Below are 13,382 nucleotides of genomic sequence, written 5' to 3' on the forward strand. Positions count from 1 at the left end.
TAAGTTGAAACCCGGTTCAGGTTTCAGTATAGCGCCGCTCAACGTCTTACAAGCCGGCGCGCGAAGGCCGGTATTTTGGGGAGGAAGCATCGATGCTGCGCCTGATTCCGTCTGTCCGTCCGTTGCTGTATGCCGGTGTCGCGCTGGGGTCGCTGGCCGCCGCGCCTGCGTTCGCGCAGGCTGTTCAGGTCGACGACGATACGGTCATCGGCGATAGCGAAACGGGTGACATCGTCGTGACTGCCCGGCGTCGCGAAGAGCGGTTGCTCGACGTGCCGGTCGCGGTCACCGCTATTTCCGCCAACACGCTCGAAAAGCTGCAGGCGACGGATCTGAGCGGTATCCAGGGCACCGTGCCGAACGTCAACCTGGTGCAGGGCCGCGGGTCGACCAGCAACGCCAACATCTTCATCCGCGGTATCGGCCAGCCCGACGCGCTCCAGACCTTCGATCCGGCGGTCGGCATCTATGTCGACGGCGTGTACATGAGCCGTATCCAGGGCGCGCTGTTCGGCCTGTTCGACGTCGAGCGCGTCGAGGTGCTGCGCGGGCCGCAGGGTACGCTGTATGGCAAGAACACGGTGGGCGGCGCGGTCAACGTCGTGACGCGCAAGCCGGACACGGTTCAGTTCCGCGCGGCGGGGTCGGCGACCTATGGCAGCTATGATCAGATCCTGCTGAACGGCTATGTCTCGGCGCCGCTGGTGACCGACAAGCTCGCGCTGTCGCTGGCGGGCGTCTACGACAAGCGTGACGGCGTGGTGATCGATCCGCTGACGGGCCGCGACTATAACGATCGCAACAGCTGGGCCGCGCGCGGCATCCTGCGCGCGACGCCGAGCGAGAATGTCGAACTCATCTTGTCGGGCGATTACTACAAGCAGCGCAATGCCGCCGCATTGGGGCAGGCGACTGCGCCGCTGACCGGCCTGCTCGGCTTCCCGGTGCTCAAGCCTGCTTATCCCTATGGCCGGACGTGGAACTACCGCGCCTCGACCAGCCTGGCGCCTGGACAGGGCCAGCGTGTCGATCACTGGGGCGTGTCTTTCACCGGCAACATCGAACTCAGCGACGCGCTGACCTTCACCTCGATCACCGGTTATCGCAAGCTGAGCCCGGACTATTATCTCGACTTCGATGCGACCGAGCTTGAGGTATCGGACGCGTTCGTCGGTGTGCGGCAGGAGCAGTTCAGCCAGGAACTTCAGCTGAAGTACGACAGCGGACCGCTGTCGGGCGTGTTCGGTCTCTATTACCTGAACGAGGACGTCACCTCGCATCAGGAAGCGTATAGCGACAACCTCGTCTATCTGGCTCCGGCCGGTCCGCCGCTTACCTTCACGCGGTTCATCGACGACGAGCAGAACACCAAGAGCTATGCCGCGTTCGGACAGGTGACTTATGATTTCACCGACCAGTTTTCGGCGACGGCAGGCCTGCGCTATTCCAAGGAGCGCAAGCGCTACCACCGCGTGACCAGCACGGTCACGGGCGGCGTGACGGGTGGCTTTTACGAGTATCCCAACAGCCTGCCGGCACCGTTCAACGGCATCGATCATGTCGATTTCGACGCCTGGACCCCGACGCTAAGCCTGTCGTTCAAGCCGACGCGAGACACGCTGCTCTATGCTTCGGCCTCGCGCGGGTTCAAGTCGGGTGGGTTCAACGGCCGCGTCAACGGCGTGGGCGACGTCACGCAAGTGATCGGCGGGGTGCCGACGATCGTGCCGTTCTTCGAGCCGGAGACGGTATGGACCTATGAAGGCGGCGCGAAGGGCAGCTTCCTCGACGGTCGCGTGACCATGGCCGCGACCGGCTTCTACTCGACCTACCAGGACTTTCAGGCGCGCGTCGGCGGCGGCAGCGCTGGCGCATTCCCGGTGGTCAATGCCGGCGAGCTGCGCATCTGGGGTATCGAGTTCGAAGCGGCGGTGCGCCCGGTGCGCGAATGGAGCATCCGCACCAGCTTCGGCTATCTGAATGCCGATTATGAGGAGTTCAACGACGGTCGTCGCGCGCCGGCCTATTCGTGCAACCCGACCGGCAGCGCGATCGTGTGCGAGCCGCCCTTTGCACCGCCGATCAGCTTCTCGCTGGCGAGCGACTATGCGATCCCGCTCGGCAATGCCGGGTCGCTGACGCTGGGCGGGGACGCGCGCTTCGTCGACAAGCACTATCTGTCGATCGACAACCGCCCCGGCCTGATCGAGGACGGCTATTGGCTGGTCAACGCGTTCGTTCAGTTCGACGCGGCGGGGGGCAAATATTATCTTCGCGGTGGGGTCAAGAACCTGACCAAGTCGATCTACAAGACCGACGGGCAGGAATTTTCGTCGATCGGCAACATCCAGACCGCCTATTATGGCGATCCGCGGACGTGGAGCGTGACGGCGGGATTCCGTTTCTGATCGCGTTCGAATATCGAGTATGACAGACTGATTGGCCGGATGCTCCCGTGAGTGTCCGGCCAAATTTTTGGGAGGGCTGGATGAGCGATACGGCGACCGCGCAAGAGGGGCAGGGAACGCCCGGCTATCGCGCGCTGGTGCTGGCGATGCTGTTGCTGGTGTATACCTTCAACTTCCTCGACCGACAGATCCTCGGCATCCTGGTGGCGCCGATCAAGGCCGACCTTGGCCTCACCGACACGCAGCTTGGCGCACTGGGGGGGATCGCCTTTGCTTTTCTGTATTCGATCCTGGGCGTGCCGCTGGCGCTGATTGCCGACCGCACGAGCCGGACCTGGGTGGTAACGGTGTCGCTGACCGTATGGAGCGGGTTTACCGCGCTGTGCGGCATGGCGGGCAATTTCTGGCAGCTGTTCCTGTTTCGCATCGGCGTGGGCGTGGGCGAGGCGGGCGGGGTCGCGCCGTCCTATGCGATCATCTCTGACTATTTCCCGCCCCATCAGCGCGCGCGAGCGCTGGCCATCTATTCGCTGGGCATCCCGATCGGCCTTGCCGCAGGTACGCTGCTCGGCGCGTGGATCGCGGCGAGCGTCGACTGGCGCTGGGCGTTCATCGTGGTCGGGGTGGCCGGCGTGGTGATCGCGCCGATCTTCCGCCTCGTCGTCAAGGAGCCGCCGCGCCCGGCAGCGAGTGCCGAGCGCGTTCCGCTGGGCCAGGTGTTCGCGCTGCTGGCGAAGAAGCCGTCCTTCTGGCTCATGTCTTTCGCGGCGGGCTTCAGTTCGATGTGCGGCTATGGCCTTGCCTTCTGGGCGCCAAGCTTCTTCATCCGCAGCTTCGGACTCGACCTGGCGACGACGAGCTATGTGTTCGGATCGATCCTGCTGATCGGCGGGACGATCGGCGTGTTTGCTGGCGGATGGTTCGCGGATCGAATGGGACAGGGCGATCGCGGATTCTATGCCAAGCTGCCGGCCTTTGCCTGGCTGACCTGCGTGCCGTTGTTTGCCGGCGGGTTCCTGAGCAGCAACATCACGCTGGCGTGGTTCCTGTTCTTGATTCCCAACGGCCTCAACATCCTGTGGCTGGGGCCGGTGAACACCGCGGTCCAGCACCTTGTCCCGGCACATATGCGCGCCACGGCGAGTGCCAGCTTCCTGCTTATCAACAATCTGATCGGACTGGGCGCGGGATCGTGGGTGATGGGCGCGATGTCGGACGCAATGACCGCAAGCTATGGCAACGAAGCGCTGCGCTATGCGGCGGTAGCGGCGCTGTCCTTCTATCTGGTCGCGGCGGTGCTGATGCTGCTGGCGGTGAAGCCGCTGCGGCGTGATTGGGTGGGGTGAGGTAGAAGCGCGGTCTCGCACGAAGACACAGAGCGACGAGCGACGAAGAAGCGGAGCGTGCCGGCGTTCCCGCTGAATAGCCGTTTGAGCCGCCAGGCGGCGCAGTGGGCGGACGCCGTCCTTGTGGCTTGGTGTCTTCGTGCGAGCAACGCTGCCCGCCCCAGCTCAGCTGGCCCCGGATCAGGTCGAAGCTGACAGTGAGGGCGGGCGGCGCATCCCCTTCGTTCGGCTGGTCAGGTGATAATCGCGGCACAGCGCGCAGCGGTACACGCGCAGCGTGACGCGTGCCGCCGCCGCGACCGCCATCGCCTCATCCTCGCTCCGGAACCGCCGCTTGCGCGCGCAGATGCCGGGGCGCGTCTTCACCGCTCCCGCGTCGCCAGGAACTTCACCGCGGGATACCGGTCCGCGACATAGCCCACTTCCCACGCGGACTTGGCGAGGAAGACCGGATCGCCGTCGCGGTCCTTGGCCAGTGCGCCGCGATTGAGGTCCATGAACGCCTTCACGTCCGCTGCCTCGCCGCCGAGCCAGCGCGCCGTATCGTAGGGTGCAGGTTCGAGCACCGCGCCGACCTTGTATTCCGCCTCCAGACGGCTGAGCAGCACGTCGAGCTGAAGCTGGCCCACGACGCCGATGATCCAGTTCGAGCCGATCTCGGGATAGAAGACCTGCACGACGCCCTCCTCGGACAGGTCGTCCAGCGCCTTGCGCAGCTGCTTGGTCTTGGTCGGGTCCTTGAGTGCGACGCGGCGCAGGATTTCGGGGGCGAAATTCGGCAGGCCGGTGAAGCGCACCTGCGCCCTTTCGGAGAGCGTATCGCCGACGCGCAGCACGCCGTGATTGGGGATGCCGATGATGTCGCCGGGAAAGGCTTCGTCGGCCAGCTCACGCTGCTGGGCGAAGAACATGATCGGCGAATGGATCGCGATCGGCTTGCCATGTCCCGTCGGGGTCAGCTTCATGCCGCGTTTGAAGGTGCCCGAGACGAGTCGCATGAAGGCGATTCGGTCGCGATGGTTGGGATCCATGTTCGCCTGGACCTTGAACACGAAGCCGGTAACTTCGGGGTTGTCGGGGGCGACCGGTGCGGGTTCGGCGGGCAGGGCGTGGGGCGGCGGTGCGTGCGCGGCCAGCGCCTCGATCAGCGAATCGATGCCGAACTCTTTCAGCGCAGATCCGAAGAAGACCGGCGTCAGGTCGCCGTTGCGATACGCTTCGCCATCGAACTCGGCGTAACCGGCCAGCGCCAGTTCGGCGTCCTCGCGCAGCTTGGCGAGGTTGTCGGCGGACAAGATCGCGTCGAGTTGCGGATCGTGGAGGCCGGTGGTCTGGACGACCTCGCCGTTGAACTCGCGGCTTGGGCCTTCCGGCAGCAGCAAGCGGTTGGTGCGCAGGTCGTAAATGCCTTCGAACGTGCCGCCCATGCCGACCGGCCAAGTCATCGGGGTCACGTCCAGCTGGAGCAACTCGGCGACCTCGTCCAGCGTCTCGAACACCTCGCGCCCTTCGCGGTCGCATTTGTTGACGAACGTGATGATCGGCACGTTGCGCAGCCGGCAGACTTCAAACAGCTTGCGGGTCTGGCTTTCCACGCCCTTCGCAACGTCGAGCACCATCACCGCGCTGTCGACGGCCGTCAGCGTGCGATACGTGTCCTCGCTGAAATCCTCGTGCCCCGGGGTGTCGAGGAGGTTGAACGTGACCCCGTCCCGCTCGAACGTCATCACCGACGAGGTGACCGAGATGCCGCGCTGCTGCTCGATCTTCATCCAGTCGGACCGTGCGCGCCGTGCGTCGCCGCGTGCCTTGACCTCGCCCGCCAGGTGGATCGCGCCGCCGAACAGGAGGAGCTTTTCGGTGAGCGTGGTCTTGCCCGCGTCGGGGTGCGCGATGATCGCGAAGGTACGGCGGCCGGTATGTTGAGGCCCAGAGGAAGCAGACATTGCGCGCCTCTAGCGAGTCATCACAGCTGAGGCGAGAGGGCGCGCGCTTGCCCGCGTTCGAGCGCGATTGAGACGAGCACCAGCGCCAGGCCGCCGAGCGCGAGGCCCGCACCGACCCAGCCGGTCGATGTCCAGCCGAAGCCGGCCGCAATGGCGAGCCCGCCGAGCCAGGGGCCGAGCGCATTGGCCGCGTTGAACGCGCTGTGGTTGAGTGAGGCGGCGAGCGTCTGCGCGTCTCCGGCCACGTCCATCAGCCGCGTCTGCAGGATCGAACCCAGTGCGCCGCCGATCCCGATGGCGAGCATGGCAAGGCATGCCGTCCAATACTGGCCCGCCGCGAACGGCCACAGCGCCAGCGAGATCGCCGACCAGGCGAGCAGCCCGGCAGCGGTCGGCATCAGCGCGCGATCGGCGAAGCGCGGTACGATGAGGTTGCCGGCCGTCATGCCGACGCCGAAGATCGCCAGCGCAAACGGGATCGCGCTCGCCGAGGCGCCGGTCACCGCGAGCAGCGTATCGGCCAGATAGGTGTAGACGCCGAACAGGCCGCCAAAGCCGATCGCGCCGATGCCCAGCGCCAGCCACACTTGCGGCCGGGCAAGCGCGGCGAGTTCGGCCAGCGGGTTGGCGGCCGGATCGCCCGCATCGCGCGGCGCGAGCCGCCAGGCGAGCAGCGCGGTGAGCAGGGCCAGTGCGGCGACGATCCCGAACACCGCGCGCCAGCCAACAAGCTGCCCCAGCGCATTGGCGACCGGCACGCCGACAATCGTCGAAACGGTGAGCCCCAGCATGATGCGTCCGACTGCACGGGTCCGCTGATCCTGCGGCACCAACGAGGTAGCGACCAGCGCGGCGACCCCGAAATAGGCGCCGTGCGGCAGCCCGGCGAGGAAGCGAAAGACGAGCAACTGAGTATAGCTGGCGGCAAGGCCTGACAGCGCATTGCCGGCCGCGAACATCAGCATCAGGCCGATCAGCAGCTTGCGCCGGGACAGCCGCGCGCCGAGGATCGCCAGGACTGGCGCGCCGACCACGACACCGAGCGCATAGGCGCTGATAGCGTGCCCGGCTGCCGTGGCGTCGATATTCAGATCAGCGGCGAAGAACGGCAGCAGGCTCATCGTCGCAAATTCGGTCGTGCCGATGGCAAAGCCGCCGACCGCAAGCGCGAGGTGGATCAGCCAGACGGGCGCGATGCGAACGGAAGCGGGCATCGCATCGAGATGGTTATGCTGCACTGCAACGTCAATTGCGGGGGAAGCGCCGGCGATTACGGCGGGCGCAATCGATCAGCTGCGTTTCTTGTTCTCTGCTCGCGCCATCTGCTGGCCCTGCCGCTGGCATGTGGCGGCGATGGTCGGGAACGACAGGTCGGTATGACGTGGCAGCACGGCGGCCATCGCAGCCTGGCATTGTGCCACGCTTTGATACCGGGTGGGCTCGACCCGTGCCTGCTGGCATTGATCCTGTAGATCGCCGCAGCCAAGAATCGCCATTACAAAATAGACCGGTCCCATCGCCTCGCTCCTTGCGATCATAAACGGACCGGGCGCGGGCTCGTTCCAACTGTTGCACCTGCGAGACGAGCTTGGCGGTTGCATAACCGTCCGGGCGCGCCCATTTGGCGGGCATGCCGCCCGACATCGCGACGGCCGGCGGCGAGCGTCCGATGTTCGCAACGCTCCGGCGCTTCCTTCCTTATCTGTGGCCTGCCGGCATGCCGGGGCTGAAGGCGCGCATCGTCGTTTCCTTGCTGCTCGTGCTGTTGTCTAAGGTCGTGCAAGTCTATGGCGCGGCCTATGCGCTCAAGGCAGCAGTCGATGCGATGTCGATCGACGATCGCGGTGCGGTAACCTTCGTCGTGCTGATGGTGATCGGCTATGCCGCCGCCCGGCTGTTCACGACCGTGTTCGACAATCTGCGCAACACCGTGTTCGAGAAGGTCGGGCAGGACGCAACGCGGCGGCTGGCGATCGTCACCTTCACGCATTTGCACCAGCTCTCGCTGCGCTTTCATCTGGAGCGCAGGACGGGCGCGGTGACCAAGGTGGTCGAGCGTGGGACGAAAAGCATCGATTCGATGCTGTATTTCCTGCTGTTCAACATCGCGCCGACGATCCTGGAGCTTGCGCTCGTGCTGCAAATCTTTGGCAGCAAGTTCGGCTGGTGGTTGGTCGCATCGACGATCGCGATGGTGGTGATCTATATCGCCTTCACGCGTTGGGTGACCGACTGGCGCGCGAAGCTGCGCGAACAGATGAACGAGCTCGACACCGGCGCGGTCGCGCATGCGGTGGACTCGCTGCTGAATTTTGAGACGGTCAAGTATTTCAACGCCGAGAAGCGCGAGGCCGACCGCTATTCCAGCGCGGTCGAGGCTTATGCGACGGCGGCGGTGAAGAGTGAAAACTCGCTGGCCTGGCTCAACATGGGCCAGTCGCTGATCACCAACTTCATGCTGGGCGCCGGCATGGCGGTGGTGGCGTGGGGCTGGTCGACGGGCGAGTTCACGGCAGGCGACGTGGTGTTCGTCTCGACGCTCTTGAGCCAGCTGTTCCGGCCGCTCGACATGCTCGGCTGGGTCTATCGCACGATCCGGCAGGGTGTGATCGACATGGGCGCGATGTTCGACCTGATCGACACGCGTGCCGAGGTACAGGACGTGCCGAATGCGCCGGCGCTGGACGTGACCCGCGGCGAGGTGCGGTTCGAAGGCGTGCGGTTCGGTTACGACAAGGGTCGCGACATCCTGAAGGGCATCGACCTCACCATCCTGCCTGGCCAGACGGTGGCGGTCGTCGGGCCCTCGGGGGCCGGGAAGTCGACCCTCGCGCGCATCCTCTACCGCTTCTATGATCTGAACGGCGGTCGGGTGACGATTGACGGCCAGGATATCAGCCAGGTGACGCAGGCGTCCTTACGCGCGGCGATCGGGATCGTGCCGCAGGATACCGTGCTGTTCAACGACACGGTCGGCTATAACATCGCCTATGGCCGCGAGGGCGCGACGGCCGAGCAAGTCGCGGCGGCGGCGCGCGGCGCTGCGATCGCCGGGTTCATCGAAAGCATGCCGAACGGCTATGACACGCGAGTCGGCGAGCGCGGGTTGAAGCTGTCGGGCGGCGAGAAGCAGCGCGTGGCGATTGCGCGGACGCTGCTGAAGGACCCGCCGATCCTGATCCTGGACGAAGCGACCAGCGCGCTGGATTCGCGGACCGAGGCGGAGATTCTGGACACGCTGGAAGCGATCGAGCGCGGGCGCACGACGATCGTGATCGCGCACCGGCTGTCGACGGTGGTCAATGCCGACCGGATCGTCGTGCTGGAGGGCGGACGGATCGTCGAGCAGGGGACGCACGCGCAGTTGCTTGAAGCGCGCGGTGTCTATGCCGAGATGTGGACGCGGCAGCAGGCCGAGCGCGAGGCGGTGGCCGAAGCGGCGGAGTAATCCGCACTGCGTGGAACGCTGTCCGTCATCCCGGCGAAAGCCGGGATCTCATGCGGTTCCTGTCCTGCGCCATCGCTGGGATCCCGGCTTTCGCCGAGATGACGGTTATTTGGCGATCTTTTACCCGAACTCGACCGCCTCGAACCGCACCGGGCGGCCGTGGGCGTGGCTGGCAAGCTGGCCGTCCCACATCACCTTGCGGCCGCGGATGATCGTGCCGATCGGCTTGCCGGTCAGCGTATCGCCGGTGAAGGGTGACCAGCCGCAGCGGCTGGCGAGCCAGCTTTCCTCGATCGTCCACTGCGCCTTCAGGTCCACCACGGTGAAATCGGCGTCATAGCCGGGCACGATCCGCCCCTTGCCGACCAGCCCGAACACGCGCTGCGGTCCGGCGCTGGTCAGGTCGATCAGCCGCTGCAACGTCGTGCGCCCCTTGGCGACATGGTCGAGCAGCAACGGGAGCAGCGTCTGGACGCCCGGCATGCCGCTCGGGCTGGCGGGATAAGGCTTGGCCTTTTCCTCGATCGTGTGGGGCGCATGGTCGGAGCCGAGCACGTCGGGCACGCCCTGGTTGAGCCAGTGCCACAGTCCGTCGCGGTGTGCCGCCGATCGGATCGGCGGGTTCATCTGCGCATAGCTGCCAAGGCGCGGATAGGCGTCTTCCGCCGCCAGCGTCAGATGCTGCGGCGTGACCTCGCACGTTGCGATGTCCTTGTGCTGGCCCAGCAGTTCCAGCTCGGCGGGCGTGGTGACGTGCAGGACATGGATGCGGCGGCCGGCCTCGCGCGCCAGCTTCAGGATGCGGCGCGTGGCGAGGATCGCGCTTTCATCGTCGCGCCACACCGGGTGCGAGGACGGGTCGCCCGCGATCCGTTCGCCTTCGCGCGCGTTCATGCGGAATTCGTCTTCGCAATGGACGGCGACGCGGCGGTGACCACTGGCCAGCACACGCGCGAGGTTGGCGTCGTCCGACACGAGCAGGTCGCCGGTCGAGGCACCCATGAAGATCTTGACGCCGGCGGTGCCCGGCATCCGCTCCAGCTCGGCAAGATGTTCGGCGTTGTTGTTGGTCGCGCCGACGTAAAAGGCATGGTCGCACCACATGCGGTCCCTGGCGCGGGCAAGCTTGTCGTTTACCGCCTCGGCGCTGTCGGTATTGGGTTTGGTGTTCGGCATTTCGAACACGGCGGTGACGCCGCCCAGCACGGCAGCGCGGCTGCCGGATTCCAGGTCTTCCTTGGCCTCGAGACCGGGTTCGCGGAAATGGACCTGGCTGTCGATCACGCCGGGCAGCACGTCGAGGCCGGTGCAGTCGATCGTCTCGCCCGCGTCCCCGGTGCCGCCGATCTGCACGATCTTGCCATCGCGCACGCCCACATCGACCTGTGCCGGGCCGGAAGGCAGATGGACGGTGCCGCCGGTGAGTTTCAGGTCGAAGGTCGCCATGTTCTGCCTCTTCCGGTTACGTCGTCGGCGTCCTACCTGTTCGCCATGAGTGAGACCACCCTGCTTGCGAACCGTTCCCTGATCCGCGTTTCGGGCGAGGACGCGCGTGGCTTCCTGCAGGGGCTGGTGACGCAGGATCTGAATGCGGTACGGCCGGATGCGCCGCAATGGGCCGGGCTGCTGACGGCGCAGGGCAAGGCGCTGTTCGACTTCATCCTGTGGGATGACGATGGAGCGATCCTGATCGATTGCGAGGCGGATCAGCGCGAGGCGCTGGTGCGGCGGCTGTCGATGTACCGGCTGCGGCGGCCGATAACGATCGAACCGGCCGACGGCCGGGTGCATTGGTCGTTGGAACCTGGACAGGGCGTGCCCGACCCGCGGCTGGCGGCGCTGGGCTGGCGCTGGTTGGGTGACGCGGCGGGCGAATCGGCGACCGGCTGGCTTGAGCATCGCCTGCGGCTCGGCGTGACGGAGGGCGTGGCCGAATTGGGCTCTGACAAGACGCTGTGGCTGGAGTGCAATGCCGCCGAACTGAACGGCGTCAGCTTTTCGAAGGGCTGTTACGTCGGCCAGGAGAATACCGCGCGGATGAACTGGCGCGCGAAGGTCAACCGGCGGCTGGTTGTCGCACCGCTCGGCGAGGCAGGTGAACGGACGCGGGCGGTGTATCCGGAGCTGGGGCTGATGGTCGAGCATCGCCGCGTCGAGGCGCTGGGCAATGCGGTGGTGGTGGGGTGGCTCGCGGAGGCGTTGGCCGCGCCCTCCGAATAACTCCTCATCATCCCGGCACAAGACCGCGATGACGGATGCGTGGCCGCCCTCCCCCTTCCGGCGCTTCGCGCCTCGCTCCCTCTCCCGGTGGGAGAGGGAAATTAGAGCTGATGTCCGGTGCGGTCGCGCTTCGTCGCGAGGTACCGCTCGTTATGCGGATTGGGCGGGAGGTGGTGCGGTACGCGCTCTATCACGTCGACGCCGGTTGCTTGCAGGCCGGCGACCTTCGCCGGGTTGTTGGTCAGCAGGCGGATGCGGTCCTGCCCCAACAGCTTGAGCATCTGCCCGGCCACGCCAAAATCGCGCGCGTCGATGGCAAAGCCGAGCCGCGTGTTGGCATCGACCGTGTCGAACCCCTGATCCTGCAGCGCATAGGCGCGCAGCTTGTTGATGAGGCCGATCCCGCGCCCTTCCTGACGCAGGTACAGCAGCACGCCCCAGCCAGCGTCGGCGATGGCATGGATGGCGGCGTGCAATTGCGGGCCGCAATCGCACTTCAGGCTGCCGAGCACGTCGCCGGTCAGGCATTCGCTGTGCAGGCGGACGAGCGGGGGCTGGCCGTTGGGATGGCCGATCAGCAGCGCGATATGCTCGTCGGGCGATTCGGGCGTGCGAAAGGCGACGATCTCGGCATCTTCCGCGCCCGCGACGGGCAGTCGGGCGCGGGTGACGATGCGCAGCCGCGCGGGGTCTTCGTGCGCGTCGATATCGGCCGGGGTGATCGCATCCGCTCCGCCGCACCTGACGAAGAAGGCGGGCAGCAATCCTGCGATCCGCGCAAGCCGCAGGGCCGCACTGGCAGCATCCGGCGCAATGACCGGAACCGCGCGGAATGGCCCTTTCAACGGCGTCGCCAGGTCGAGCTGCGGATCGGCCAGTGCCACCGCGCCGTCGAACTCCAGCCAGGGCGCACGCTCCACCAGCACCGGCGCATCGGGCGTTGCGGCGTCGAGTTGGTTGGCGAGCTTGAGCGTGAAGGCGCGGCCGGCAGAAATGAGCACTGGTGCCGCCGCATCCGGGTCGAACTCCGCAAGCCGGGCGGCGTCGGCGGTCTCGATCGCCAAAAGCGACAGCACATCGGCACCGTCGCGAATCGCGATCGGCCATCCGCGGCGCAGCGCATCGACTGCCTGAGCAACTGCGCGCGCGCTCAAAAAGCGAATTCCGTGACGATCGGCACATGATCCGATGGTTTCAGCCAGCCGCGCACCGGCTCGCACACCTTATGCGCCGTTGCGCTGGCCGCGATGTCGCGGCTGGCCCACATATGATCGAGCCGGCGGCCGCGATCCGATGCTGCCCAATCCTTCGCGCGGTAGCTCCACCAGGTGAAGCAGCGCTCGGGCGCAGGGATGAATGCGCGGCCGAGATCGACCCAGTCATTCGCGGCCTGCAGCCGGGCGAGCGCCTCAACCTCGATCGGCGTATGGCTGACGACGTTCAGCAGCTGCTTGTGGCTCCACACATCGCATTCGAGCGGAGCGATGTTGAAGTCGCCGGTTACGATGACGGGCAGGTCGCCGAGCCCCTCCGACCAGCGCGTCATGCGCTCGACAAAATCGAGCTTCTGACCGAATTTGGGGTTGAGATCGCGGTTGGGAATGTCGCCGCCGGCCGGGACATAGACATTTTCGAGCCGCACGCCATTGGGTAGCCGCACCCCGACATGCCGCGCCTCGCCATTGGCCTGCCAGTCGAGCCGATCGTCCTCGGTCACCGGCACGCGGCTGACGATCGCGACGCCGTGATGCATCCGCTGCCCGTGGATGATGATGTGATCATAGCCAAGGTCGCGAAGCGGCTGATGCGGGAAGTCCCCGTCGACAACCTTGGTTTCCTGAAGGCAGAGGATGTCGGGTGCCTCTTCGCGCAGGAACTGCTGGACGATGTCCATGCGGAAACGGATCGAGTTGATGTTCCAGGAGGCGATTTTCATGGCTAGCGCGCCTTTAGTCGGCTTCGCCGACGCGCACCAGCATGAGGTGGTGTTTTCGCGCTTCGCGCGGTTGCGGTG

The 13,382-nt window shown here is 66.0% G+C and carries 11 protein-coding genes; 4 read left to right on the plus strand and 7 right to left on the minus strand.

The window, feature by feature from the left end; all coding sequences use genetic code 11:
* Positions 1-92 precede the first annotated feature (92 nt).
* Together BFL28_RS03585 and BFL28_RS03590 are read left to right on the plus strand one after the other, a co-directional pair.
* On the plus strand, positions 93-2,408 hold the full coding sequence (locus BFL28_RS03585) for a TonB-dependent receptor (protein WP_069319243.1): 2,316 nt from the start codon (positions 93-95) through the stop codon (positions 2,406-2,408).
* A gap of 80 nt (positions 2,409-2,488) precedes the next feature.
* A complete protein-coding gene (locus BFL28_RS03590; protein WP_069319244.1) occupies positions 2,489-3,754 on the plus strand; it encodes a spinster family MFS transporter in 1,266 nt (421 codons plus the stop codon).
* Between the two features lie 180 nt (positions 3,755-3,934).
* Here BFL28_RS03590 and BFL28_RS03595 read toward each other — a convergent pair whose 3' ends face one another.
* The 4 genes from BFL28_RS03595 to BFL28_RS03610 all read right to left on the minus strand — a co-directional run bounded on the left by BFL28_RS03595 (position 3,935) and on the right by BFL28_RS03610 (position 7,217).
* Positions 3,935-4,120, minus strand: a complete 186-nt coding sequence (locus tag BFL28_RS03595) for a hypothetical protein (RefSeq protein WP_069319245.1) — start codon at positions 4,118-4,120, stop codon at positions 3,935-3,937.
* Positions 4,117-5,700 (minus strand): peptide chain release factor 3, encoded by a 1,584-nt coding sequence (locus tag BFL28_RS03600; protein ID WP_069319246.1) that lies wholly within the window; start codon positions 5,698-5,700, stop codon positions 4,117-4,119. Before BFL28_RS03600 ends, BFL28_RS03595 begins: the two co-directional genes overlap by 4 nt.
* Positions 5,701-5,720: 20 nt before the next feature.
* Complete coding sequence (locus BFL28_RS03605) at positions 5,721-6,914, minus strand: MFS transporter (RefSeq protein WP_069319291.1); 1,194 nt, start codon at positions 6,912-6,914, stop codon at positions 5,721-5,723.
* A 75-nt stretch (positions 6,915-6,989) separates the two neighbouring features.
* A complete protein-coding gene (locus BFL28_RS03610) occupies positions 6,990-7,217 on the minus strand; it encodes a hypothetical protein (protein WP_069319292.1) in 228 nt (75 codons plus the stop codon).
* 113 nt (positions 7,218-7,330) lie between these two features.
* Here BFL28_RS03610 and BFL28_RS03615 point away from each other — a divergent pair, with 113 nt between their 5' ends.
* Positions 7,331-9,148, plus strand: coding sequence for an ABCB family ABC transporter ATP-binding protein/permease (locus BFL28_RS03615; RefSeq protein ID WP_173655666.1), 1,818 nt, complete (start codon positions 7,331-7,333; stop codon positions 9,146-9,148).
* A gap of 120 nt (positions 9,149-9,268) precedes the next feature.
* Here the strand turns inward: BFL28_RS03615 and BFL28_RS03620 are convergent, their stop codons facing one another.
* The gene (locus BFL28_RS03620; RefSeq protein ID WP_069319247.1) at positions 9,269-10,594 is read right to left on the minus strand and encodes a dihydroorotase; all 1,326 of its coding nucleotides are present in this window, start codon (positions 10,592-10,594) and stop codon (positions 9,269-9,271) included.
* A 45-nt stretch (positions 10,595-10,639) separates the two neighbouring features.
* On the opposite strand from BFL28_RS03620, the gene ygfZ reads away from it, so the two are divergent.
* Positions 10,640-11,368 carry a CAF17-like 4Fe-4S cluster assembly/insertion protein YgfZ gene (gene ygfZ, locus BFL28_RS03625; protein ID WP_069319294.1) on the plus strand — a complete coding sequence of 243 codons (729 nt, stop codon included), beginning with the start codon at positions 10,640-10,642 and terminating at the stop codon, positions 11,366-11,368.
* Positions 11,369-11,469: 101 nt separating this feature from the next.
* Here ygfZ and ribA read toward each other — a convergent pair whose 3' ends face one another.
* Entirely contained in the window at positions 11,470-12,522 is a 1,053-nt protein-coding gene (ribA, locus tag BFL28_RS03630; protein ID WP_069319248.1) for a GTP cyclohydrolase II, read from the minus strand.
* Positions 12,519-13,304 carry an exodeoxyribonuclease III gene (locus BFL28_RS03635; protein ID WP_069319249.1) on the minus strand — a complete coding sequence of 262 codons (786 nt, stop codon included), beginning with the start codon at positions 13,302-13,304 and terminating at the stop codon, positions 12,519-12,521. The genes ribA and BFL28_RS03635 overlap by 4 nt, the downstream gene beginning before the upstream one ends.
* Positions 13,305-13,382 lie beyond the last annotated feature (78 nt).

This window comes from Sphingomonas turrisvirgatae (assembly GCF_001721295.1).
Lineage (GTDB): Bacteria > Pseudomonadota > Alphaproteobacteria > Sphingomonadales > Sphingomonadaceae > Sphingomonas > Sphingomonas turrisvirgatae.

What these genes read in the sequence shown, in the direction of transcription:
- BFL28_RS03610 (WP_069319292.1), bottom strand. Translation starts at nt 7,217, where the DNA reads ATGGGACCGGTCTATTTTGTAATGGCGATTCTTGGCTGCGGCGATCTA.
- BFL28_RS03605 (WP_069319291.1), bottom strand. Translation starts at nt 6,914, where the DNA reads ATGCCCGCTTCCGTTCGCATCGCGCCCGTCTGGCTGATCCACCTCGCG.
- BFL28_RS03635 (WP_069319249.1), bottom strand. Translation starts at nt 13,304, where the DNA reads ATGAAAATCGCCTCCTGGAACATCAACTCGATCCGTTTCCGCATGGAC.
- BFL28_RS03585 (WP_069319243.1), top strand. Translation starts at nt 93, where the DNA reads ATGCTGCGCCTGATTCCGTCTGTCCGTCCGTTGCTGTATGCCGGTGTC.
- BFL28_RS03600 (WP_069319246.1), bottom strand. Translation starts at nt 5,700, where the DNA reads ATGTCTGCTTCCTCTGGGCCTCAACATACCGGCCGCCGTACCTTCGCG.
- ygfZ (WP_069319294.1), top strand. Translation starts at nt 10,640, where the DNA reads ATGAGTGAGACCACCCTGCTTGCGAACCGTTCCCTGATCCGCGTTTCG.
- BFL28_RS03615 (WP_173655666.1), top strand. Translation starts at nt 7,331, where the DNA reads ATGCCGCCCGACATCGCGACGGCCGGCGGCGAGCGTCCGATGTTCGCA.
- BFL28_RS03590 (WP_069319244.1), top strand. Translation starts at nt 2,489, where the DNA reads ATGAGCGATACGGCGACCGCGCAAGAGGGGCAGGGAACGCCCGGCTAT.
- BFL28_RS03620 (WP_069319247.1), bottom strand. Translation starts at nt 10,594, where the DNA reads ATGGCGACCTTCGACCTGAAACTCACCGGCGGCACCGTCCATCTGCCT.